Consider the following 22,705-nt stretch of genomic DNA (forward strand, 5'->3'; position numbering starts at 1 on the left):
ATTTTAAATGCATCTTATATTCCTGGGAATACCTCTTTAGGATACCAGGCTATTTTTTCTCGCTGGCCAGCTCCTGCAGTGCGGGCTTTTCCGGGCGGGCGAGAACGGCGGATACCACGCCGAGCACCAGCAGCAGGATTCCGCTTAAGGTAAGAAGCGGAGGTAGGCTCTGACGTAAAATAAAGGTATACAGCAGGCCAGCAAGGGTTTCGAAGACGATCAGCGGCCCAAGGATCACCGTTGGCAGACGTTGGCTGGCGACGTTCCAGCACCACGCGCCGACCCATGAGCAGAACACGGCTATCGCCAGCATCAGGGTGACGAACGCCGCCGGGCGCGGGCCGAAGGGCAGCGGAAAGTCCGTATGTTGACCCTGTAACCACCAGCAGGCGATGAGGTACCCGGCCAGCGATACCGGCAGGGTCACCAGCGCCTGGGCGGTAGCCCACATCATCGGCGGTTTGTCCGGGTTTTCCCGCAGCCAGCGGGCATTGCGCAGCGCGTACCAGGCCCAACAAACCACCGAGATCAGCGCCAGCACGATACCGGAGCCGTAGCGCCAGGGGCTGAAATCGGGCAAGCCATGCTGCAGTTCGGCGATATTGACGCAGATCAGACCGATGGCAATACAGATGAGCGCCGGGAACAGGCGTCGCCACGGGAGCTTACCGTCGCGCTGGCTATAGAGCAGGTTAGCAAAGACCGGCAGCACCACGGGCAGCGTACCGATAATCATCGTTGACACCGGCGCGCCGGTACGTTTAATAGCGCTGGCCAGGCAGACGTAATAAATTAAGTTGCCCATCATGGTCAGACCCAGCGCCGTCCACCAGTCTTTCCCGGCGAGCTGGCGCAGCCGCACGCGGCCCAGCCAGGCCAGCGGCAGGGCGATCAGCCCAAGCGCCAGGTAGCGTCCCATCGACTGTAAGACCGCCGGATATTCCGGTACCAGCAAAGGGCCGACGAAAATCAGTCCCCACATTAGCCCCGCCAGCAGGGCGTACAGCACACCACTAATCATGACGTCTTCCATTACTCTTTTCGTTGCCGACAGTGTAGGGGAGGCAAAAGTGGGAATATTGTATGAGGTTGCGCATTAGCGCGGGAGAACCTGCTTTTGATAACGTACCGGCGTAATGCCGTAGCGGCGGGTGAACGCGCGGGTCAGATGCGACTGGTCGGTTAATCCGGCGGCAAGGGCGACATCAGCGGCAGGCATGCCGTGGGTGAGAAAATCTTTGGCGCGCCAAAGACGAATCGCCATCAGCATCTGGTGCGGCGTAACGTGGAAGTGGGCTTTAAACTGGCGCTGAAAATGGTACGGGCTGAGCGCCGCTACCTGCGCCAGCTCATCGAGCGTCACCGTGTGCATATAGTTGTCGTGCAGATATTCGCGTACCCGCTCAAAGCGATGGGGCGCTTCGGACAAGCCCGGTGCGTGATGCGCGAACGGACGAAAAGTATCGATTAAATCCAGCAGTAGTCCCTGCTGCGCGAGCGGATTATCGGTATGCCACAGGCCGTAAATAAGATTGCCGATTTGCCGCGAGCGTAGCGGATCCTGACGCACCACGTCGCTGAACCACCAGTGGCGCACGCCGGTTACCTCTTCCAGTATATTCGGATCGAGATAAATCATCCGATAGCGCCAGCCGTCGGCGGTCTCCGCCTCGCCGGTGTGCAGTTCATCGGGATTCATGGTGACGATAGAGTTGACCGAAGCCACGTACTGGCTGCCGCGATAGCGAAAACGCTCGGCGCCGAACTCTATCGCGCCGATCCCAAAGGCTTCATGGGTATGCGGTTCAAAGGCGTAGCGGGAGATATGGGCGTGGTACAGCTCAACGCCGGGTACCTGCGCCAGATGGCGAAAGCGCGCGCTGTCTCTTTCATCGTTGAACTGTTCTGGTACGCCTTGCATGAAATAACTCCCGACGGACATCCTTTCATTATTGAGGATGGCCCGTCGGGATGCTACAAAAATTAACCAGTATGTAACAGTTACAGAATACCTTTGACGCTCTCCGCCAGCGGCGTGGTTGGGCGACCGATTAGCTTACTCAGGGTGCGGCTGTCGTCGAACAGACCGCCTTTGGACGCACCGGTATCAGAATCCGCCAGCATATCAGCCAGACCGGCAGGCAGACCGACGCCCTTCAGCGCGGCGGCGAAGTCGGCTTCGCTAAGATTTTGATACACCACATTTTTACCGCTTTGTTTGCTCAGCTCAGCGGCGAGTTCGCTCAGGGTCCACGCCTTATCACCCGCCAGCTCATACACTTTACCGGCATGACCCTCTTCGGCGATAACGCGGGCGGCCGCGGCGGCGTAATCGGCGCGGGTGGCGGAGGCGATTTTGCCGTTACCGGCCGCGCCGATAAATACGCCGTGCTCGATTGAAGGCGGCGCGCTGGCGAGATAGTTTTCGGTGTACCAGCCGTTACGCAGCAGGGCATACGCAATACCGGAGTCGGCGAGCATTTGCTCGGTGGCGATATGTTCATCCGCCAGCCCCAGCGGGGATTTATCGGCATGCAGCAGGCTGGTATAGGCGATAAATTTCACGCCGGCGGCTTTGGCGGCGTTAATCACGTTGCGGTGCTGCACGGCGCGCTGGCCGACTTCGCTTGATGAGATCAGCAGCAGTTTGTCGACGCCCTGCAGGGCGGCGGTCAGCGCGGCTTCATCGCTGTAGTCGGCCTGGCGAACCACCACGCCTTGCTGGCTAAGGGCTTCAGCTTTGGCCGGATTACGCACGATGGCGACAATCTGCCCGGCGGGAACGGTTTTTAACAGGTTTTGCAGAACGTGGTGGCCAAGCTGGCCGGTGGCACCGGTAATCGCGATCATGGGTCTTCTCCTTCGTGTTCATGAGTAGTTGTGGTAAGCTAACACCTTAACTAACTTTTAGTAAGTACGTACAAAAAGGTAAGTATGAATATGGCGAATTTGACGCTGAGCGAGCAGCTACGCAACGGCAATCTGTTTGCCGAACAATGCCCTTCGCGGGAGGTGCTCAAGCACGTGACCAGCCGCTGGGGCGTACTGATTTTGGTGGCCTTACGCGATGGCACCCATCGGTTTAGCGACCTGCGACGGAAGATTGGCGGCGTCAGCGAAAAGATGTTGGCCCAGTCGCTCCAGGCGCTGGAACAGGATGGCTTTCTTAATCGCGTGTCGTATCCGGTGGTACCGCCACATGTTGAATATAGTCTGACTCCGCTCGGGGAGCAGGTTAGCGAGAAGGTCGCGGCGCTGGCGGACTGGATTGAGCTGAATCTGCCCGCGGTTCTGGCGAACCACGAGCAGGTGGCGTGAGCCGGGAGAGTTCCCGGCGAACGGGTAATTACTTGCTCAAATCCAGCTGATAAATGGCAAAACCGATATCGTCGGTCGCCACCTGGCGCATCGGATATTGGGCTTTTTCTTTGATAAATGCCGCAGCCTTGTCACCCGGTGAGGTTTCAAAGCGAATATCCAGCGGTACTGTGCTGTGGATCGGCGCCAGGCGCCAGTTGTTATCGGCTGCCGGATGGATCTCGCCGTTTTTCTTCGACTCCGCGCCAATCCACGCCGCCAGCACCGAGCGGTTTTCATCCGGTGAGGCGAAGGCGATATGATCCTCACCTGTTCCCTGGAATTTACCGCCGTAGGCCCGATAGTTGTTGGTCGCAACAAGGAAGGTCGCATTTGGATCGATTGGCTTGCCGTTAAAGGTCAGGTTCTTAATGCGTTCGGCCTGCGGATTAATGCTCTGACATTCGCCGTCGTAGCGCGCCGGCTGCGTGATATCGATCTGGTAGTTCACGCCGTCGATAACATCGAAGTTGTAGGTGCGAAAACCGTCCCAGTTAATCAGCGACTGCGGCTTGCTGCTGGCAGGATCAATCTGATTGAACTGCCCGGCGGAGCACTCCAGCCACTCTCTAACCTCTTTACCGCTCACTTTCATTACCACCAGGGTGTTCGGATAGAGGTAGAGGTCAGCGGCGTTGCGGAAGGTGAGCTGGCCTTTTTCCACTTCAACAAAGCTGGCCGGGTCATTTTTGCGCCCGCCCACTTTGAACGGCGCGGCGGCTGAGAGTACCGGGAGCTTCGCCAGATCCGGATCGCCCTGGATGTAGTGCTCGACGTAGGCCTTCTGAGCCATGTTTACCACCTGCACGGTCGGATCGTCCTGCACCAGCGCCAGGTAGCTGTACATATTGTCTGAGGATTTGCCAATCGGTTTGCTGACAAACTCGCGGGTGGCGTCATGGTCGGCTTTTAATACCGCCACCATGCTGCTGTCTTCTGCGGCCAGGGATTTCTTCGCCACCGAATCATAGATTGGACGCGCTTGCGCTTTCGCAGCGGTGACCTGCCACTTACCGCTGTCGTTGTTCAGTACCAGATCGACCACCCCAAGATGGTCGCCCCACATGCCCGGCATGACCGCCGGGACGCCGTTCAGCGTACCTTTAGCGATATCCGCGCCTTTAATGCTGGCAAAGTCTTTGCTCGGGAAGACGGCGTGAGCGTGGCCGAACATAATGGCATCCACGCCGGGAACCTGGCTTAAATAGTAAACCGAGTTTTCCGCCATCGCCTGATAGGGGTCGGCGGAGAGGCCGGAATGGGCAATGACCACCACTACGTCCGCGCCTTTTTCACGCATTTCCGGGACAAACTTGCGCGCGGTTGCGGTAATATCGTTAACGGTTACTTTGCCGCTGAGGTTGGCTTTATCCCAGGTCATAATCTGCGGCGGCACAAAGCCGATGTAGCCAATGCGCAGCGTCTGCGTTTTGCCTTCGCTGTCCTGCACCTGGGTATCCTGAATCAGATAAGGCGTAAACATCGGTTTGCCGGTTTTGGCATCGATAATATTGGCGTTGACGTAGGGGAACTTCGCGCCAGCCAGCGCTTTATGCAGGAAATCGAGACCGTAGTTAAACTCGTGGTTGCCGAGGTTACCCACCGCATAGTCCAGGGTATTCATGGCCTTGTAAACCGGATGAATATCGCCTTCTTTCAGCCCCTTCGCGGCCATATAGTCGGCCAGCGGGCTGCCCTGGATGACATCCCCGTTATCGACCAGTACGCTGTTTTTCACTTCCTGGCGCGCTTTTTCAATCAGGGAAGCGGTACGCACCAGGCCAAATTTTTCCGTGGCGGTATCTTTGTAGTAGTCAAAGTCCATCATATTACTGTGCAGATCGGTGGTTTCCATGATCCGCAAATCGACCGTTGCCGCATTTACGCTGGCGGCGATCAGCGTGGCCAGCAGCGTTGCGCTAAACTTAATCATCAGTGGCGTCCTTTTTATATGAGCAGTGGCACAGAAGAAAATGTATTTACATTCTGTTGCTTACAGAAATGTGAATCATGCCAGAAAAGCGGTGAATGAAACCGCCATCGTTATCACAGATAGCGGAACTCACTATGATGCGATATAAATAAAACAACGAGTTAACGCCACTGTAACCAGATGAGGTGGAGAATGTTAGAACAAGTATGTCAGCTTGCACGGAGCGCGGGCGATGCCATTATGCAAGTTTATGATGGAAAACAGCCGATGGACGTTGCCAGCAAGAAGGACGATTCTCCGGTCACGGCAGCGGATATTGCGGCGCATAAAGTGATAATCAGCGGCCTGCTGGCCCTGACTCCCGATATTCCGGTTTTGTCAGAAGAGGATCCGCCGGCCTGGGAAGTGCGTCAGCACTGGCAGCGCTACTGGCTGGTGGACCCGCTGGACGGAACCAAAGAGTTTATCAAACGCAACGGTGAATTTACCGTCAATATCGCCTTGATCGAACAGGGCAAGCCGATCCTTGGCGTGGTCTACGCGCCGGTGATGAAGGTGGTGTATAGCGCGGAAAAGGGCAAAGCCTGGAAAGAGGAGTGCGGCGTTCGTAAGCAGATTCAGGTCCGCGATGCGCGTCCGCCGCTGGTGGTGATTAGCCGCTCTCACGGCAATGACCCTGAGCTACAGGAGTATCTGGAGCAGCTGGGCGAACACCAGACCACTTCAATCGGCTCTTCGCTTAAATTCTGCCTGGTCGCCGAAGGGCAGGCGCAGCTTTATCCGCGCTTTGGGCCGACGTCGACCTGGGACACGGCGGCAGGCCATGCGGTAGCCAGCGCTGCCGGGGCGCACGTTCACGACTGGCAGGGGCGTACTCTTGATTACACGCCGCGTGAATCGTTCCTTAACCCCGGCTTCCGGGTCTCTATTTATTAAGCAGCTTGTGCAGCAGGGCAACGACCTGCTGCACCTCCTCCTGGCTGAGCGCGCCGTCTTTCGCCCACCGCACGCGGCCGTCTTTATCCAGCACTACGATCGCCGAACTCTCTTCATCTAGCTGCCACGCTTTACGTACCACACCGTTACTGTCGACGATAAACTGCGACCACGGATAGAGCTGCTTGTTGTTCTCAATACTGCTGCGGACAAACATCCCAGAGCCCGGGATAGCATCGTCGGTATTCACGATAGTGGTGGTTTGATAGCGGTCGTGGGGAAGCTTTGCGCTTTTAATGGCTTCAATCAAGGCCGCGTTTTTTTCTTTTGCTGACGAGCGTCCGGCAATGTGCTGCACGACGCGCACTTTTCCTGCCAGCTGCGCGCTATTCCAGCTTTTATAGCTAAACTTATCGTTATCCAGCACCAGCTCCCCGCGATCCGCTACGCCGACTGGCGCAACGCGTTGACCGTCGACGAAGTTATGCGCCGACGCCATCAGCGGGAACAGGAGACATGAAACGGCCAGTAATCTACGTAGGGTCATGGTGTTTCCTTTTATTATCTTTGCAGGTGATCCGACCACTTGGTCTGCTTTAATCATAAGTGCGATTTATCGGCATTACTCGCAATGATGGTGCCAGTTTGTGTGATGACGCACAAATTCGTCCAAAATCGGCGACTTATACTACCTTCATCGGATGCCTGAAACGAAAACTCTGAATTATTGTCATCATAAGGTAAAAAAACTTATACAAACTGGGTATCACTCAGATTCTGGACTATAGTTTCAGGGCAATAAAATTTGCGCTTCCGGTACGTGGGCTAACTGTGGCACCACAGGAGCGTAACCCTGGCAGGAGACAACAATGAAAATTTTCCAACGCTACAACCCGCTACAAGTAGCGAAGTACGTGAAGATCCTGTTCCGTGGACGTTTGTATATCAAGGACGTTGGCGCTTTTGAGTTTGATAAGGGCAAAATCCTTATCCCGAAGGTCAAAGACAAGCAGCATTTGTCAGTGATGTCTGAAGTCAATCGTCAGGTCATGCGTCTGCAAACAGAGATGGCATAACCTGAAAAGAGGTATAGCTACACGGTAAAAGGCGGCTCCCTACGGGAGCCGTTGATGTTTCCGGGCCTGGTATTTGCTGCAAACAGGTGGAGATGCGTATTCTTCTGCTCTACGGGCAAGGCCTAATCTGATGATGCGGCGATCTTTTTCAGCCGGGCAAGGCGTTAGCCGCCACCCGGCATCAGGGCGAGCACTGCGATATTCGAGAGCGTGTTTTACGCCGTTTCTTTATCGCTATTTGCAGCGTCCGGCAGCTTGGGGACCAGCACCGTCGGTTTGTTGTCAATGCGGGTCACCAGCAGCTGATCGATACGGTAGTTGTCGATATCCACCACTTCGAACTTATAGCCAGAGAATTTCACCGCGTCGGTACGCTTGGGAATTTTACGCAGCATAAACATCATAAAGCCGCCAATGGTCTCGTAATTGCCGGACTGCGGGAAATCATCGATATCCAGCACCCGCATCACGTCGTCGATAGGCGTCCCGCCGTCAATCAGCCAGGAGTTTTCATCGCGCGCGACGATCTGCTCTTCCAGCCCCTGTCCGACCAGGTCGCCCATCAGGGTCGTCATGACATCGTTAAGAGTGATAATCCCGACCACCAACGCGTATTCATTCATGATCACGGCGAAGTCTTCACCGGCGGTTTTAAAGCTTTCCAGCGCTTCTGACAGCGTCAGGGTATCCGGAACAATCAGCGTATTACGAATCTGCACGCCGCCGGTCAGCACCAGGCTTTGGTTCGCCAGCACGCGGTTGAGCAGGTCTTTGGAATCAACGTAGCCGATGATGTGATCGATATCTTCATTACAGACCAGGAACTTGGAGTGCGGATGCTCCGCGACCTTATTCTTCAGGCTCTGTTCATCTTCATGCAGATCGAACCAGATGACGTTTTCACGCGAGGTCATGGATGAAGGCACGGTGCGCGATTCCAGCTCGAATACGTTCTCAATCAGTTCGTGCTCTTGCTTACGTAACACCCCGGCCAGCGCGCCGGCTTCCACCACGGCGTAAATATCATCGGAGGTGATGTCGTCTTTACGCACCATGGGAATTTTGAACAGGCGGAAAATGTTGTTGGCCATGCCGTTAAACAACCACACCAGCGGGCGGAAGATAAACAGGCAGAAGCGCATCGGGTTGATGATGCGTAAAGCGACAGCTTCAGGCGCGATCATACCGATGCGTTTCGGAGTCAGGTCAGCAAACAGAATGAACAGGCTGGTGACCAGGGTAAAGGATATAATAAAGCTCAGCTGCTCGGAGAGTTCCGGCGACATGTAGCGGCTAAAGAGGCTATGAAACGCCGGTGAAAACGCCGCATCGCCGACGATACCGCCGAGGATGGCTACCGCGTTAAGACCGATTTGCACCACGGTAAAGAACATCCCGGGGTTTTCCTGCATCTTAAGCACGCGCTGAGCGTTGACGTTGCCATCATCGGCCAGCAGCTTGAGTTTGATTTTACGTGATGCGGCCAGCGAGATTTCCGATATCGAAAAGAACGCACTGACGGCTATCAGACAAAGTATTACTAAAATACTGTTTAACATATCTTATCTGACCGTTGAGATCAGATCCTCGGAAGGGAAGTGGATAACGCTAAGTGGAATTCACAAAAAGCCGGTCCGAAGGCTCTGGACCGGCGATAGCACGGCGTAGTATAGCGTAAGGTACTGTAAAGCCGCCAGAGCGTAAATTACTCAACCCGGCGGCCAGTGGGTGAGGGCCTGTGGCATCAGGCCTGCGGCGGCAAACAAACCCCAATCCCACCGATACCGCAGTATCCGTACGGGTTCTTATACAGGTACTGCTGATGCTCGTCTTCCGCATAATAGAACGGCTTCGCCGTTGCGATTTCGGTGGTGATAGTCCGCGGGTCGTTGGCTGCGTTCATGGCTGCCTGGAACCGCGCGAGGCTGGCCTTAGCCGCTTCACTCTGCTCTGGCGTCAGCGGATAAATCGCGGAACGATACTGCGTACCGCGGTCGTTACCCTGCTGCATACCCTGCGCCGGATCGTGGTTTTCCCAGAAAACCTGCAGCAGCTGCTCGTAGCTGATGACCTTAGGATCGTAGACGACGCGGACCGCTTCAGCATGACCGGTCTCACCGCTGCACACTTCGCGATAGGTCGGGTTTGGCGTATAGCCGCCGGTATAGCCTGCGGCGGTGCTGTAAACGCCGGGCAGCTGCCAGAACAGGCGTTCAACGCCCCAGAAACAACCCATGGCAAACAGGGCGACTTCCATCCCTGCGGGAACATTAGTCATCGAGTGGCCATTGACGGCGTGGAGCGTCGCCACCGGCATCGGCGTGTTGCGTCCCGGCAGCGCGTCCGCTTGGGCGACAAGATGCGTTTTATCAAATAGACTCACGGTGGGCCTCTCAAAACAGAAAATGTGGTTAAGGTTGTAACCAAGCGTGTCTTTTAACACAATAAACACGCTTAATACGTCTAGATTTAAACATAAGAATTATTTGGGTGAACGTCTATTTTTCAACCCTTAGTTGTTAGGGTTTTGTTAAGCCGTGGAGCGGCACTTTCGTTTCCTTCGGGGGGAAACAAGGATATTCAGGAGAAAACGTGCTACAAATCCGCCAGTTATGTATTACCAGCCTTTTGCTGGTCAGCGGGGTCGCCAGCGCAGCGAGCGTGCGTTTGCAGGTTGAGGGGTTATCCGGGGAACTGGAAAAAAACGTACGCGCCCAACTATCTACGATCCAGAGTGATGAGGTCACGCCGGACCGGCGCTTTCGCGCGCGCGTTGATGATGCTATCCGCGAAGGTCTGAAAGCGCTGGGCTACTATGAACCAACCATCGATTTTGATTTACGTCCGCCGCCGGCGAAGGGGCGTCAGGTCCTGATCGCCAGAGTCACGCCCGGCGAGCCGGTGCGTATTGGCGGCACTGAAGTTATTTTACGCGGCGGAGCCCGAACCGACCGCGACTATCTGGATTTGTTAAACACGCGTCCGGCTGTCGGTACCGTCCTTAATCACGGTGATTACGATAGCTTTAAAAGCTCTCTTACGCGGGTCGCGCTGCGTAAGGGTTACTTTGACAGCGAGTTTAACAAAAGCCAGCTTGGCGTCTCTCTCGACAGGCATCAGGCTTTCTGGGATATCGACTATAACAGCGGCGAGCGCTACCGCTTTGGTCCGGTCACTTTTGAAGGCTCGCAAATTCGCGACGAATATCTGCAAAACTTGGTGCCGTTTGAGCAGGGCGACTACTACACCTCGCAGGATCTCGCCGAACTTAACCGCCGTCTGGCGGCGACCGGCTGGTTCAGTTCGGTGGTTGTCGCGCCGGAGTTTGAAAAGTCCCGACAGACTAAAATTCTGCCTTTACAGGGCGTCGTCACTCCGCGTAAAGAGAATACCGTCGAAACCGGGGTTGGCTACTCAACCGACGTCGGTCCGCGCGTCAAAGGGACATGGAAAAAGCCGTGGATGAACTCTTACGGCCACAGCCTGACTTCCAGCCTCAGCCTTTCCGCCCCTGAACAACAGCTCGATTTCAGCTATAAAGTACCCTTGTTAAAAAGCCCGCTGGAGCAGTACTACCTGATGCAGGGCGGCTTTAAACGTACGGACCTCAACGATACCAAAGCGGACTCCACCACCCTGGCCGTTTCGCGCTACTGGGATATGTCGAGCGGCTGGCAGCGCGCGCTGAACCTGCGCTGGAGCCTCGACCACTTTACCCAGGCCAACGTCACCAACACCACGATGCTGATCTATCCCGGCGTGTCGGTGAACCGCACCCGCTCGCGCGGCGGCCTGATGCCGACCTGGGGCGATTCGCAGCGCTATTCGGTGGACTACTCCAACACCATGTGGGGGTCGGATATTAACTTTATCGTGATGCAGGCGCAGGATGTCTGGATCCGTACCCTCTATGACCGCCACCGTTTCGTGCTGCGCGGCAATCTCGGCTGGATTGAGGCCGATAACTTCAGCAAAGTCCCGCCGGACCTGCGTTTCTTTGCCGGTGGCGACCGCAGCATTCGCGGTTATAAATACAAATCTATCTCGCCAAAAGATGACGACGGTAAGCTGATAGGGGCCTCGAAGCTGGCCACCGGCTCGCTGGAGTATCAGTACAACGTCAGCGGCAAATGGTGGGGCGCGGTGTTCGTCGATAGCGGCGAAGCGGTGAGCGATATCCGCGAGAGCAACTTTAAAACCGGCGCAGGTCTTGGCGTGCGCTGGCAGTCTCCGGTCGGCCCCATCAAACTGGATATCGCCAGACCGATCGGCGACAAAGAAGAGCATGGTTTACAGTTTTATATCGGTCTGGGGCCTGAATTATGAGTTTATGGAAGAAAATAAGCCTCGGCGCACTGGTTTTTCTGTTACTGCTGGTGGGGACTATTGGATTCCTGGTGGGGACCACCACCGGTCTGCATCTGGTGATCAAGGCCGCCGATCGCTGGGTTCCGGGTCTGGAAATCGGCAAGGCGACCGGCGGCTGGCGGGACCTGACGCTGGAGAACGTGCGCTATGAACAGCCGGGCGTGGCGGTCACGGCCGGCCAGTTCCACCTTGGCGTTAAGCTGCGCTGTCTGTGGGACAGCAGCCTGTGCGTCAACGATATTTCTCTGCGCGATATCTATGTGGCGGTCGATACCAGCAAGATGCCGCCAGCGGCGCCGGTTGAAGAAGAAGATAGCGGCCCGCTGAATCTTTCCACTCCTTATCCCATCACGCTTAGCCGGGTTGCGCTGCATAACGTCAACGTGAAAATTGACGATACCGCCGTCTCGGTGCGCGACTTTTCCAGCGGTCTTAGCTGGCAGGAGAAAAACCTGACGCTGACGCCGACCTCTTTGCAGGGGCTGCTTATCGCGCTGCCGAAGGTGGCAAAGGTGGCTCAGGAGCAGGTGGTCGAACCGAAAATTGAAAACCCGCAGCCGGAAGAAAAACCGCTCGGCGAGACGATGAAGGACCTGTTCTCGAATCCGGTGCTGCCGGAAATGACCGACGTTCATCTACCGCTGAATCTGAATATCCAGGAGTTCCGCGGCGAGCAGCTACGCCTGACCGGCGATACCGATATGACCATCTACAATCTGCTGCTCAAAGTCAGCAGTATTGATGGGCAGATGAAACTGGATGCGCTGGACGTCGATTCCGACCAGGGCAAAGTGACGGCGTCCGGTAACGCTCAGCTGCTGGATAACTGGCCGGTTGATATCACTCTCAACGGCACGCTGAATATTGACCCGCTGAAGGGCGAAAAAGTGCAGCTCAAAGTAGGCGGCGAAGTGCGCAAAAAGCTCACGCTTGGCGTTGATTTGGCCGGTCCTGTGGCGATGACGCTACGCGCTGAAACGCAGCTGGCGGAGGCCGGCCTGCCGCTGGATATGGAGCTGAAAAGCAAGCAGCTCTACTGGCCGTTTACCGGCGAGAAAGCGTACCAGGCCGACGACGTGCTGCTGAAGTTTAACGGCAAGATGACCGACTACACCATGGCTTTCAGTACCGCGGTGAAAGGACAGTCGCTGCCGCCGGCGAAAATTACCCTCAACGCGAAGGGTAACGAGCAGCAGGTGAATCTCGACAAGCTGACCGTCGCCGCTCTTGAGGGGAAAACCGAGCTGAAAGCGCTGCTCGACTGGCAGCAGGCGATTAGCTGGCGCGGTGAACTGACGCTTAATGGTATCAATACCGCAAAAGAAGTGCCGGACTGGCCGTCGAAGCTGAACGGTTTGATAAAGACCCAGGGCAGTCTGTACGGCGGCAGCTGGCAGATGTCGGTGCCGGAGCTGAAAATCACCGGTAACGTGAAGCAAAACAAAGTCGATGTGAGCGGTTCGCTGCAGGGTAACAGCTATATGCAGTGGAAAATCCCCGGTCTGCATCTGGCTTTAGGCCCCAACAGCGCTGATGTGAAAGGCGAACTGGGGGTCAAAGATCTTAATCTCGATGCCACCATTGATGCGCCGCACCTTGATAACGCTCTGCCGGGCCTGGGCGGGACGGCGAAGGGGCTGGTGAAAGTGCGCGGCACCGTCGATGCGCCGCAGCTGCTGGCGGATATTACCGCCCGCGCGCTGCGCTGGCAGGAGCTGTCCATTGCTCAGGTGAACGTGAAGGGGGATGTGAAGTCAACCGACCAGATTGGCGGTAACCTCGACGTGCGCGTGGACCGTATCAGCCAGCCGGGCGTGAATATCAGCCTGGTGCAGCTTAACGCGAAAGGCAACGAGAAGCAGCACGACCTGCAGCTGCGGGTGCAGGGCGATCCGGTTTCCGGCCAGCTATCGCTGGCGGGCAGCTTTGATCGTAAAGAGGAGCGCTGGAAAGGGACGCTGAGCGATACCCGTTTCCAGACGCCGGTAGGCCCGGTTGCGTTGACGCGCAACATCGCGCTGGATTACCGTAACCTCGAGCAGAAAATCAGCATTGGACCACACTGCTGGGCTAACCCAAACGCCGAGCTGTGCGTGCCGCAGACTATCGACGCCGGGGCGAGCGGGCATGCGGTGGTGAACCTCAATCGTTTCGATCTCGCGATGCTGAAGCCGTTTATGCCGGAAGAGACGCAGGCCAGCGGCGTGTTTAGCGGCAATGCCGATGTGAGCTGGGATACGACGAAAGAGGGGTTGCCGCAGGGTAAGGTGACGCTGAACGGACGTAACGTGAAGGTGACTCAGACGGTGAACGACGCACCGCTGCCGGTGGCTTTCGATACGCTGAACCTTACCGCCGATCTGCACAATAACCGCGCCCAGCTGGGCTGGCTGATTCGTCTGACCAACAATGGTCAACTGGATGGACAGCTTCAGGTCACCGATCCGCAGGGGCGGCGTAATCTGGGCGGCAACGTCAATATCAATAACTTCTCATTGGCGATGATTAACCCTATCTTCTCGCGCGGCGAGAAGGCGGAAGGGCGGCTGAACGCGCGTCTGACGCTCGGCGGTAACGTACAGAACCCGCAGCTATATGGTCAGATGCAGCTCAATGGCGTCGATATTGATGGTAACTTTATGCCGTTCGATATGCAGCCGAGCCAGCTGGCGATGAACTTCACCGGTACCCGCTCAACCCTGCAGGGGACGGTAAATACCAGCCAGGGGCAGATTGCGCTCAGCGGCAATGCCGACTGGACGCAGATTGACAACTGGCGTGCGCAAATTGCGGCGAAGGGTAGCAGGGTGCGGATAACCGTGCCGCCGATGGTGCGCCTTGATGTATCGCCGGACGTGCTCTTTACCGCCACGCCAAGCCTGTTTAGCCTTGATGGCCGCGTTGATGTACCCTGGGCGCGTATCGTCGTCAACGAAGTGCCGGAAAGCGCCGTTGGGGTCTCATCTGATGAAGTGATGCTGGATAAAAATCTGCAGCCGATTAAGCAGCAGAGCGCCGGTATCCCTATCAACAGCAACCTGACGATTCACGTTGGCAACAACGTTCGTCTGGACGCTTTTGGCCTGAAAGCACGTCTGACCGGTGATTTGAAAGTCGCTCAGGATAAACAGGGGCTGGGTCTTAACGGGCAGATTAACATTCCGGAAGGCCGCTTCCATGCCTACGGTCAGGATCTGATCGTGCGTAAAGGCGAGCTGCTGTTCTCCGGTCCGCCGGATCAGCCGCTGCTGAACATCGAAGCGATTCGAAATCCGGATGCCACCGAAGACGATGTGATAGCCGGCGTTCGCGTTACCGGCTCTGCGGATCAGCCGAAAGCGGAGATTTTCTCCGATCCGGTAATGTCGCAGCAGGAAGCGCTCTCTTACCTGCTGCGTGGCCAGGGTTTAAGCAGCGGACAGAACGATAGTGCGGCAATGACCTCAATGCTTATTGGTATGGGGGTTGCACAAAGTGGTCAGGTTGTGGGTAAAATCGGCGAGACGTTTGGCGTAAGTAATCTGGCGCTGGATACCGAGGGAGTGGGCGACTCCTCCCAGGTGGTAGTCAGCGGCTATGTGCTGCCGGGTCTGCAGGTAAAATATGGGGTAGGGATCTTTGATTCCCTGGCGACGTTAACGTTACGCTATCGCCTGATGCCTAAGCTATATATGGAAGCGGTGTCTGGCGTAGATCAGGCTCTCGATTTGCTCTATCAGTTTGAGTTTTAGCAATGCGAATATTTGTTTACGGCAGTTTACGACGCAAACAAGGCAACAGCCACTGGATGACCAACGCTCAGTGGCTGGGCGATCATAGTGTCAATGATTATCAGCTGTACAGCCTGGGCCACTATCCAGGCGCGGTGCCCGGCGATGGCACGGTACATGGTGAAGTCTATCGTATTGACGCCTCGACGCTGGCCGAACTGGATGCGCTGCGTACCAAAGGCGGCGAGTACGCTCGTCACCTGATTCAGACGCCCTACGGTAGCGCCTGGATGTATGTCTATCAGCGCCCCGTCGAGGGCTGCACGCTGATAGAAAGCGGAAACTGGTTGGATAAAGACCAGTATTAATAACGATAACGCCACCCTCGGGTGGCGTTGTTTTTTGTGGGTTAGCAGCGTCTGGTTTTATAACCCGGCTTAGCGTAGCGCGTAGTTCCCCGGAGGCAGCGTACCGGCCCGCAGACGGCTGGAAACCCGTAGGCCGGGTAAGGCGTCAGCCGCCACCCGGAAGTAAGGCTATTGCAAATTTTTCGGCCAGAACATTTGCGGATAGCCGATCTCGGCTAAACCGGTATGCCGCAGGGTAAGGTATTTAGCGTTTTCTTTATCATAGATGGCGGTGGCTGAATGCGTAAGGCCACTGTAGTAAAGAGGTTGAATATCATACATCTGATAAAAAATATCCTTTTGGGCCCAGTCGGGGACATTTTCAATTTGATAGTCATAGTCGATCTTTTTGCCTTTACTTCCCGGCCCTCCGGCAAACCAGGCCTTCACATCTTCCGTCCCGATGGTTTTAATGGCTTTTATCGAACCGAAGCAGAATGAGGAGGTTTGTTTGCGCCAGTATTTACGCCCTTCAGCCGTGAGGATATAGCGGTTAATCGTCAACGTCTTATTATTTTCATAGGCGATGGTTTGCGTGGCGACCAGCCCCAAAGTGACAAGATTATCCAGCGTGTGCTGGGTTTTTACGCTATCGGCGCTTTGATCTTCCGGCTGCCTGATATCCCAGGGAAAGGAAATCCCCGACTTACGAATTGCGAAGCACTGCGCTTTGTCGGTCTAGGTCATCAACTGTATGTTGATATCTGCCAGATAATCCCGATCGTCGCAGCCGAAGAGCATGAAGATAAATAACCCGCAGAGTGTTTTCTTGAATTACACAGGTACGATCCTTGTTAACTGGCGTTGAAGAACTTGTCTTCATCGACGTAATAATTGCCGATGCCGGACTGGCTGCGTAAATGCGTTTTATCCGCCATATCGAATCGGGCGCTGCCGCTTATTTTGCCTTCTTTCATATCGGGGAAAAGTTGCGGCATCATTTCCTGCGCCCAGTCGGGAATGTTGTCGATGCGATAAATAAATTCGATATCGGTAGTTCTTTGGTCAGTAGTCGGGGTTATCCGGCTAATGCGTTCCACCTGCACGCTGCCGAAGCACAGGCCACTTCTGCGGCTATAGGGCCAGTTCGGGCTACTGGCTGCGCCTTTATCCGTAAGCCGGTAGTAATAATGGGTATATTTTCCCGCCTCTATCTCAATTTTTTCTTCAACAAGGCCATGTTGAAGAAACCACTGGATTCCGGCGGTTGGCCGATACCAGGAGGTAAACTCCGTTTGCAGCTTCTTCCCGGTAATAATACACACCGCTTGATTGGCGTAACGATTAGCGGCATCAAAGCGTTTTTGAATTTCCGACAGCCATTGTTGATGCTTTAGTTGCGTAACCGGATAGCCAGTCTCCTGCTGCATATTATCGCAGCCAGTAAGCAGCAGAACCAACGTCAGGCAGTAAAAGAGAGATTTTTTTATATTCATATATTAGAAGCTCTGTTTAATCCCTATGACTTTTCTTGCCATTCGCGTCCGGGAAATAAAATCATAAATGTTCTTATTGCCGTCGGTATACTCAGGCAAACCATTAATTAAATATTCCAGCGGATAAGGGAAGCAGCGTTCAGGATCGGCAGAATAGTCGTAGGCGAAGCCCTCCAGCGCGCTATCACCTGGCGGTAGATCGCCGCAGGCGGGAACCTGATTTTCCTGATACTGATAAGCGCTATTAAAGGTTATTCTTTTCACCCAGTCGGCCAGCTGTGGCTGGAATTTTTCCGCGCCATAATAATCGCCATTAGTTAGCCAGATGATGTGCCTCTGGCCAAACATAACCATATTTATCTCTTGATCGGTAAAGCTTTCCGGGCGTTCATGTGTTTGGGTTTTATTATCATAAACATAGCGATATGCCCACGTCAGGGTATGCGCCTGGCGATTGTATTCGGGTAACTGCAGCCAGCTAAAATCGATGGTTTTGGGCAAGGTCCACAGCCGTCGGGGGGGGATTCTTACCTGTAATTGTTCAGCCTTGTTCTTTAAAAGAGAAAGGTCGTCCGATAGTCTTAAGTAACCCACGTTAGCGATTTTTATACATAGCCGGTTCTTGTTGCTATTGCGTGGTGATATATATCTGGTGCAAGTAAATTCTGCGATATTTTCAAGGGGCTTACCGTAGGTATTTATATCTTCAGCATAAATATAATTTTCTGGTAAATTCAGCACAGCAATATCATTTAATGAAATTGTCGCAGGTCCGGCGATGATGGTTTTTTCTGTGCGGTCGTCGAAATCATCATTATCCTGACGTATTTGCTTTAATTCATCCTGCGTTAAGGACGCCCCGGCGCTGGCATAACCCGGTAATAGCGCGAGGGCAGTAAATACCGGTAGCATAAGTGCTATGATTCTTTGAGCCATGAAATCTCCTTTTGCTCAACTCTCCGTAAATAGGGACAGGCTGATTATTCAAACGTACTGACCTGATAGTTCAGCGTACGGTAATACTCGGGGAAACGGATAAACCGATCGCCAGCACCATCAAAAACCACGTTTTTACCCGGCAACTTATAGCGTTGCCACTTCTTGCCGCCATCGCGGGAAAGATACAAATGCGTTCTGTCGCCGACATCTTTTTCTACCGCCAGCAGGTTGCGTCCGGCATAAATTTTGCCTAACCGATCGATATGTTCAAGTACCAGCCCCGGCACGCCGTTTTCCTGTAGTTTATACAGACCGTAACGTGAAGCGCTTATTCTGCTGATAAAGAAAATTTCCCCCTGTGGCGAACGGGCGATATCGCGGATATTGGTGGCGAGGATCTGCTCTGGCTGCGGCGAGACCAGATTGTAGAGAAAGCGCCGTTCCCCCCGATCGTCCGCAAGCGAAACGGTCACATCGGCCAGTAGCCGATGATGCTTATCGATATACCAGCGTAATTTGCTGATGCTGGTGTAATGCGATTTGGCATCAGCCTGCAGGATATTGTGGCGTTTTAGTAGAGGACGAATATCTGCTGCGATTTGCCAGCTTTGCCCTTTATCTTCTGAAACAAAAAGCCTGTAGTCGTCCGCCAGCCATAGCTTGTTACCATCGGCAGCAACCAGTTCCCGGTAATATAACCCTGACAAGGGTTCCGTTTCAGGAGCGTGCCACTGCGGCAGCTGCTGCCAGCTGATGCCGCCGTCCTGGCTGTACCAGACGAGCTTGTTAGCGTGGAAAGGCCCATGGGCGACCAGATAGCAGTGGCCTTGATATGAACAGACCGGAGCGTCGATATTTCCCAGCCACAGAGCCGAAGCCCGGAGCTGGCTCTGGCGGTCCAGATACATGATGCGGTTCAGGGGGATGTTATTGCTATCATCCCAACGGCGGAAAGACGTGAATAGGGTATACCGGCCTTTAATATCGCGCTCCAGCTGCTCTTTTGTAATGAGACGGACGTTAAGCAGTTGGGACATCAGGCGGGTAATGCGTTCAAGCGGCGGATTGTAGTGATAAATAACACGCTGTTGTTCTTTATCAAGCTCGTAGTTTTTGACGGTAAACAGCGGCTCGTGGCTGATAAACAGCGCGCCGTTGGTAAAACTAACGAGCATAGGCGCCTCGACTTTAATCTCGTCACCGCTAAGCTGGTGCCGACGCCACGGAAGATCGGCCAGAAAGAGGTTAAAAGAAAACGTCGCGGACCACAGAAAAGCCGCCAGCGTTACTATCCCGAGAAACAATAATCGCCGTCTTATCGTGCTAAACATTACATCAGCTCCTGGAGCGTGATGTTAGCTCCCGCGCGCGTGATGTAGCGCTTTGCTATACGCTGCAGTATCAGCCAGTCGCCTACCCGACGCGAGAGTTGGCGGATAGCCAGGCAGCAAAGCTCAAGGACAATGATTATGCTGCCGACGCATACCAGCAGTAAGGCAAGCATATTGATCGAGTCCGCAACGAGTTTCCAACCGTCCCAGCCCGTCGCCAGCATATCGTTCAGCTCCAGGCCGAGGATAAACAGGAAGGCAAGCAGAACGAAGCTATAAAACAATTTATAGATCAGCGACATTTGCTGTTCGCCTGGATAGAGCGGGTGGGTTTTAAGGTAAGCGCTGCCGTCGCTGCTGTTATAAATCGCCTGAACGTTGCCGTTGTCCCGCCGATATACGGCGGTTATCCGATCGCCTTTGGCGAGAAAAGGCGGATGACGGCGGTAAAAAAGAGGGTGGAGGCCCCACCGGGTACCGCTAATTTGCCAGGAGAAGGACAGCAGCATGACATCGCACTGGAACTGGATGCCGTGGTAGTCGCGGTGTGTTTTCCCGGAGCCGGTGGACCATTTCTTAAAATAGAGGTTTTTAATTTCCCCGTCCTCAACGACGAAACGCTCTGGAAGCGCAGGATCTTCGGAAAACGGCGGCGTATTGCGCCCGGAGGGTAGCGGAACCGGCTGGCAGAATGAGAAATCTTTACGCCGTGCCTGTTCCATTTTCACCAGCAGCTCGCGCATTTCGGGATGTGCCGTTTGGGCAAAGCGAAGCACCAGGCTGCATAGCCCCATCAGCGCAACTCCCAGCGCCAGCGCCGCGATGATGCTGAAGGTGATTACAGCCCAGGCCGTGGTAAAATAAAAGTAGGTAGGGTAGGCGGCAGCAATAGACGCCAATATGCCGATAAAAAACATCAGCAGTTTACCTTTCAGCGTTGGTCTGGCCGGTTCGAGCAGAACTTTACCGTCGCTTAGCCAGTGGATCCAGAAGCTGCCGTCCGGCAGACGGCGGGCGCCGATATGCAGCGGCTGGTTGAGCTTAATGCACTTAAATAGCTCAGGCTTCTGAAAGTAGCTCATATCGGTATAAAAGACATGGTCGCCATCAACAAGCCGTATATAGCTTTGATTTGCGGATGCTGAAGTAGTAAATCCGGGAAAATTCAGGGTGAAATAGCGGGTGTTTTTCATAAGGTTCCCTCCTCTTGTGGTGCGGTGGCGTTCCTTGCCGCAAACAGGCAGGGCGGACGCCCTGCCTGAGAGAGATTACTTCTTCGCGCGCTCGAAAGAGGCAACGATTTCAGCTTTAGCCGCTTCAGCGTTGTCCCAGCCGTCAACCTTAACCCATTTGCCAGCTTCGAGATCTTTGTAGTGCTCGAAGAAGTGGGTGATCTGCGCTTTCAGCAGTTCCGGCAGGTCGCTCACATCTTTGATGTGATCGTACTCTTTGCTCAGTTTGGTGTGCGGTACCGCAACCAGCTTCGCATCTTCACCGGATTCGTCGGTCATTTTCAGTACGCCAACCGGACGGCAGCGGATAACTGAACCTGGCTCCAGCGGATACGGAGTCGGGACCAGCACGTCAACCGGGTCGCCGTCCAGGGACAGGGTGTGGTTGATGTAGCCGTAGTTGCACGGATAGAACATCGCCGTGGACATGAAACGGTCAACAAACAGTGCACCGCTCTCTTTGTCAACTTCGTATTTGATTGGGTCCGCGTTCGCCGGGATCTCGATCACGACGTAGATATCTTCCGGCAGATCTTTGCCCGCAGGTACGTTGAGTAAGCTCATGTCTGTTTCCTTTAAAATGTATGGCAAACAAGTGCCCGGTATTATAGCCAACTCACATCGAATGTCTTCGCTTCTTTTTCCCCACAACGGGTCGGCAGAGTCTGAATTTCTCCCTGTAATACAGCCTGAAAATCCATAAACATAGCTGCATCCTGAATAAAATTATGTAACCGTTTTCATTGCATATGTTTGATATCTCAAAGCGTACAAAATTTCGTCATAAACGGTGGCGGCTGCGCGGCTCGCGAAGCCTCACCGGCTCTCCGCTGCTGTGAATCATATCAGTTAACATCTAATTAACTTTTTTGAAGTGTGATGTAACGCATTCAGTTACATCTCCGATTGTCTATAGTTTGTCCGCAGGTGAGGCTTTAACCAACAATAACCCTACGAGGATCCTCTTATGTGGAAGCGCTTACTTATTGTCACGGCAGTTTCCGCAGCTATGTCGTCTATGGTCATGGCTGCCCCTCTTACCGTAGGTTTTTCACAGGTCGGTTCGGAATCCGGCTGGCGCGCGGCCGAAACCAACGTTGCTAAGGAGGAAGCCGCGAAGCGCGGTATCACTCTGAAGATTGCCGACGCGCAACAAAAACAGGAAAACCAGATTAAAGCCGTACGCTCCTTTATCGCCCAGGGCGTTGATGCCATCTTCATCGCTCCGGTGGTGGCGACCGGCTGGGAGCCGGTACTGAAGGAAGCGAAAGAAGCCAAAATCCCGGTATTCCTGCTCGATCGCTCGATTGATGTCAAAGATAAAGATCTCTACATGACCACCGTCACCGCGAACAACGTGCTGGAAGGCCAGCTAATCGGCGAGTGGCTGGTGAAAACCGTTGATGGCAAACCGTGTAACGTCGTTGAACTGCAGGGTACCGTTGGCGCCAGCGTGGCGATTGACCGTAAGAAAGGTTTCGCTGAAGCCATTTCTAAAGCCTCCAACATCAAAATTATCCGCTCCCAGTCCGGCGATTTCACCCGCAGTAAGGGTAAAGAGGTCATGGAGAGCTTTATTAAAGCGGAAAACAACGGCAAGAACATCTGCATGGTTTACGCCCATAACGACGACATGGTGATTGGCGCGATTCAGGCGATTAAAGAGGCCGGGCTGAAGCCGGGCAAAGATATCCTCACCGGCTCTATCGACGGCGTGCCGGATATCTATAAAGCGATGATGGCCGGAGAGGCCAACGCCAGCGTTGAATTGACGCCAAATATGGCCGGCCCGGCGTTCGACGCGCTGGAAAAATACAAAAAAGACGGCACCCTGCCTGAAAAAGTCACCATCACCAAATCGACGCTCTACCTGCCGGATACGGCGAAAGAAGAGTTAGAGAAGAAGAAAAACATGGGCTACTGAGTAGCTAAAAACAGGCCACGTTCCCGGTGGCGCTACGCTGACCGGACTACAGTTTC

At 54.4% G+C, this 22,705-nt stretch carries 20 protein-coding genes; 7 read left to right on the plus strand and 13 right to left on the minus strand.

Features of this window, described 5'->3' with window-relative positions; all coding sequences use genetic code 11:
- Positions 1-49: 49 nt before the first annotated feature.
- The 3 genes from GJ746_RS02485 to GJ746_RS02495 form a co-directional block, all read right to left on the minus strand.
- A complete protein-coding gene (locus GJ746_RS02485) occupies positions 50-1,021 on the minus strand; it encodes a DMT family transporter (protein ID WP_195908787.1) in 972 nt (323 codons plus the stop codon).
- Positions 1,022-1,096: 75 nt separating this feature from the next.
- Positions 1,097-1,921: an AraC family transcriptional regulator gene (locus GJ746_RS02490; protein ID WP_154678782.1), complete on the minus strand. Its 825-nt coding sequence runs from the start codon at positions 1,919-1,921 to the stop codon at positions 1,097-1,099.
- A gap of 80 nt (positions 1,922-2,001) precedes the next feature.
- Positions 2,002-2,850 (minus strand): SDR family oxidoreductase, encoded by an 849-nt coding sequence (locus GJ746_RS02495; RefSeq protein WP_154678783.1) that lies wholly within the window; start codon positions 2,848-2,850, stop codon positions 2,002-2,004.
- Between the two features lie 90 nt (positions 2,851-2,940).
- Between GJ746_RS02495 and GJ746_RS02500 the strand changes: the two genes are divergently transcribed.
- Entirely contained in the window at positions 2,941-3,318 is a 378-nt protein-coding gene (locus GJ746_RS02500; RefSeq protein ID WP_195908788.1) for a winged helix-turn-helix transcriptional regulator, read from the plus strand.
- 28 nt (positions 3,319-3,346) lie between these two features.
- On the opposite strand, the gene cpdB is transcribed toward GJ746_RS02500, so the two are convergent.
- Positions 3,347-5,290 (minus strand): 2',3'-cyclic-nucleotide 2'-phosphodiesterase, encoded by a 1,944-nt coding sequence (gene cpdB, locus GJ746_RS02505; protein WP_154678785.1) that lies wholly within the window; start codon positions 5,288-5,290, stop codon positions 3,347-3,349.
- A gap of 192 nt (positions 5,291-5,482) precedes the next feature.
- Between cpdB and cysQ the strand changes: the two genes are divergently transcribed.
- On the plus strand, positions 5,483-6,226 hold the full coding sequence (cysQ, locus tag GJ746_RS02510; protein ID WP_154678786.1) for a 3'(2'),5'-bisphosphate nucleotidase CysQ: 744 nt from the start codon (positions 5,483-5,485) through the stop codon (positions 6,224-6,226).
- Here the strand turns inward: cysQ and GJ746_RS02515 are convergent.
- The gene (locus tag GJ746_RS02515) at positions 6,216-6,773 is read right to left on the minus strand and encodes a YtfJ family protein (RefSeq protein ID WP_154678787.1); all 558 of its coding nucleotides are present in this window, start codon (positions 6,771-6,773) and stop codon (positions 6,216-6,218) included. The genes cysQ and GJ746_RS02515 overlap by 11 nt on opposite strands.
- 322 nt (positions 6,774-7,095) lie before the next feature.
- On the opposite strand from GJ746_RS02515, the gene GJ746_RS02520 reads away from it, so the two are divergent.
- Entirely contained in the window at positions 7,096-7,302 is a 207-nt protein-coding gene (locus GJ746_RS02520) for a DUF1107 domain-containing protein (protein WP_003856054.1), read from the plus strand.
- Between the two features lie 215 nt (positions 7,303-7,517).
- On the opposite strand, the gene GJ746_RS02525 is transcribed toward GJ746_RS02520, so the two are convergent.
- Together GJ746_RS02525 and msrA are read right to left on the minus strand one after the other, a co-directional pair.
- Entirely contained in the window at positions 7,518-8,861 is a 1,344-nt protein-coding gene (locus tag GJ746_RS02525; protein WP_154678788.1) for a hemolysin family protein, read from the minus strand.
- A gap of 185 nt (positions 8,862-9,046) precedes the next feature.
- The gene (msrA, locus tag GJ746_RS02530; RefSeq protein WP_154678789.1) at positions 9,047-9,685 is read right to left on the minus strand and encodes a peptide-methionine (S)-S-oxide reductase MsrA; all 639 of its coding nucleotides are present in this window, start codon (positions 9,683-9,685) and stop codon (positions 9,047-9,049) included.
- A gap of 209 nt (positions 9,686-9,894) precedes the next feature.
- Here msrA and tamA point away from each other — a divergent pair, with 209 nt between their 5' ends.
- From tamA to GJ746_RS02545, 3 genes are read left to right on the plus strand one after another with little or no spacing between them, the layout of a single operon-like run.
- Positions 9,895-11,628 carry an autotransporter assembly complex protein TamA gene (gene tamA, locus GJ746_RS02535; RefSeq protein WP_154678790.1) on the plus strand — a complete coding sequence of 578 codons (1,734 nt, stop codon included), beginning with the start codon at positions 9,895-9,897 and terminating at the stop codon, positions 11,626-11,628.
- Positions 11,625-15,401, plus strand: a complete 3,777-nt coding sequence (gene tamB / locus GJ746_RS02540) for an autotransporter assembly complex protein TamB (RefSeq protein WP_154678791.1) — start codon at positions 11,625-11,627, stop codon at positions 15,399-15,401. Before tamA ends, tamB begins: the two co-directional genes overlap by 4 nt.
- A gap of 2 nt (positions 15,402-15,403) precedes the next feature.
- Positions 15,404-15,748, plus strand: coding sequence for a gamma-glutamylcyclotransferase (locus GJ746_RS02545; protein WP_154678792.1), 345 nt, complete (start codon positions 15,404-15,406; stop codon positions 15,746-15,748).
- Positions 15,749-15,916: 168 nt separating this feature from the next.
- On the opposite strand, the gene GJ746_RS02550 is transcribed toward GJ746_RS02545, so the two are convergent.
- The 6 genes from GJ746_RS02550 to ppa form a co-directional block, all read right to left on the minus strand.
- A complete protein-coding gene (locus GJ746_RS02550) occupies positions 15,917-16,339 on the minus strand; it encodes a hypothetical protein (protein WP_154678793.1) in 423 nt (140 codons plus the stop codon).
- 242 nt (positions 16,340-16,581) lie between these two features.
- On the minus strand, positions 16,582-17,223 hold the full coding sequence (locus GJ746_RS02555) for a hypothetical protein (protein ID WP_154678794.1): 642 nt from the start codon (positions 17,221-17,223) through the stop codon (positions 16,582-16,584).
- 3 nt (positions 17,224-17,226) lie between these two features.
- Complete coding sequence (locus tag GJ746_RS02560; protein ID WP_154678795.1) at positions 17,227-18,159, minus strand: DUF2167 domain-containing protein; 933 nt, start codon at positions 18,157-18,159, stop codon at positions 17,227-17,229.
- 44 nt (positions 18,160-18,203) lie between these two features.
- A complete protein-coding gene (locus tag GJ746_RS02565; protein ID WP_154678796.1) occupies positions 18,204-19,493 on the minus strand; it encodes a WD40/YVTN/BNR-like repeat-containing protein in 1,290 nt (429 codons plus the stop codon).
- Complete coding sequence (locus GJ746_RS02570; RefSeq protein ID WP_154678797.1) at positions 19,493-20,686, minus strand: hypothetical protein; 1,194 nt, start codon at positions 20,684-20,686, stop codon at positions 19,493-19,495. The genes GJ746_RS02565 and GJ746_RS02570 overlap by 1 nt, the downstream gene beginning before the upstream one ends.
- Positions 20,687-20,761: 75 nt before the next feature.
- The gene (gene ppa / locus GJ746_RS02575) at positions 20,762-21,289 is read right to left on the minus strand and encodes an inorganic diphosphatase (RefSeq protein WP_038636623.1); all 528 of its coding nucleotides are present in this window, start codon (positions 21,287-21,289) and stop codon (positions 20,762-20,764) included.
- A 403-nt stretch (positions 21,290-21,692) separates the two neighbouring features.
- On the opposite strand from ppa, the gene ytfQ reads away from it, so the two are divergent.
- A complete protein-coding gene (ytfQ, locus tag GJ746_RS02580) occupies positions 21,693-22,649 on the plus strand; it encodes a galactofuranose ABC transporter, galactofuranose-binding protein YtfQ (protein WP_154678798.1) in 957 nt (318 codons plus the stop codon).
- Positions 22,650-22,705: the final 56 nt, after the last annotated feature.

Origin of the sequence: Klebsiella oxytoca (genome assembly GCF_009707385.1) — a bacterium.
GTDB classification, from domain to species: Bacteria; Pseudomonadota; Gammaproteobacteria; order Enterobacterales; family Enterobacteriaceae; genus Klebsiella; species Klebsiella oxytoca_C.

Bases quoted from the DNA above. Each gene is read 5' to 3' on its own strand.
- GJ746_RS02485 (WP_195908787.1), bottom strand. From the start codon at position 1,021: ATGATTAGTGGTGTGCTGTACGCCCTGCTGGCGGGGCTAATGTGGGGA.
- GJ746_RS02490 (WP_154678782.1), bottom strand. From the start codon at position 1,921: ATGCAAGGCGTACCAGAACAGTTCAACGATGAAAGAGACAGCGCGCGC.
- GJ746_RS02495 (WP_154678783.1), bottom strand. From the start codon at position 2,850: ATGATCGCGATTACCGGTGCCACCGGCCAGCTTGGCCACCACGTTCTG.
- GJ746_RS02500 (WP_195908788.1), top strand. From the start codon at position 2,941: ATGGCGAATTTGACGCTGAGCGAGCAGCTACGCAACGGCAATCTGTTT.
- cpdB (WP_154678785.1), bottom strand. From the start codon at position 5,290: ATGATTAAGTTTAGCGCAACGCTGCTGGCCACGCTGATCGCCGCCAGC.
- cysQ (WP_154678786.1), top strand. From the start codon at position 5,483: ATGTTAGAACAAGTATGTCAGCTTGCACGGAGCGCGGGCGATGCCATT.
- GJ746_RS02515 (WP_154678787.1), bottom strand. From the start codon at position 6,773: ATGACCCTACGTAGATTACTGGCCGTTTCATGTCTCCTGTTCCCGCTG.
- GJ746_RS02520 (WP_003856054.1), top strand. From the start codon at position 7,096: ATGAAAATTTTCCAACGCTACAACCCGCTACAAGTAGCGAAGTACGTG.
- GJ746_RS02525 (WP_154678788.1), bottom strand. From the start codon at position 8,861: ATGTTAAACAGTATTTTAGTAATACTTTGTCTGATAGCCGTCAGTGCG.
- tamB (WP_154678791.1), top strand. From the start codon at position 11,625: ATGAGTTTATGGAAGAAAATAAGCCTCGGCGCACTGGTTTTTCTGTTA.
- GJ746_RS02545 (WP_154678792.1), top strand. From the start codon at position 15,404: ATGCGAATATTTGTTTACGGCAGTTTACGACGCAAACAAGGCAACAGC.
- GJ746_RS02555 (WP_154678794.1), bottom strand. From the start codon at position 17,223: ATGAATATAAAAAAATCTCTCTTTTACTGCCTGACGTTGGTTCTGCTG.
- GJ746_RS02560 (WP_154678795.1), bottom strand. From the start codon at position 18,159: ATGGCTCAAAGAATCATAGCACTTATGCTACCGGTATTTACTGCCCTC.
- GJ746_RS02565 (WP_154678796.1), bottom strand. From the start codon at position 19,493: ATGTTTAGCACGATAAGACGGCGATTATTGTTTCTCGGGATAGTAACG.
- GJ746_RS02570 (WP_154678797.1), bottom strand. From the start codon at position 20,686: ATGAAAAACACCCGCTATTTCACCCTGAATTTTCCCGGATTTACTACT.
- ppa (WP_038636623.1), bottom strand. From the start codon at position 21,289: ATGAGCTTACTCAACGTACCTGCGGGCAAAGATCTGCCGGAAGATATC.
- ytfQ (WP_154678798.1), top strand. From the start codon at position 21,693: ATGTGGAAGCGCTTACTTATTGTCACGGCAGTTTCCGCAGCTATGTCG.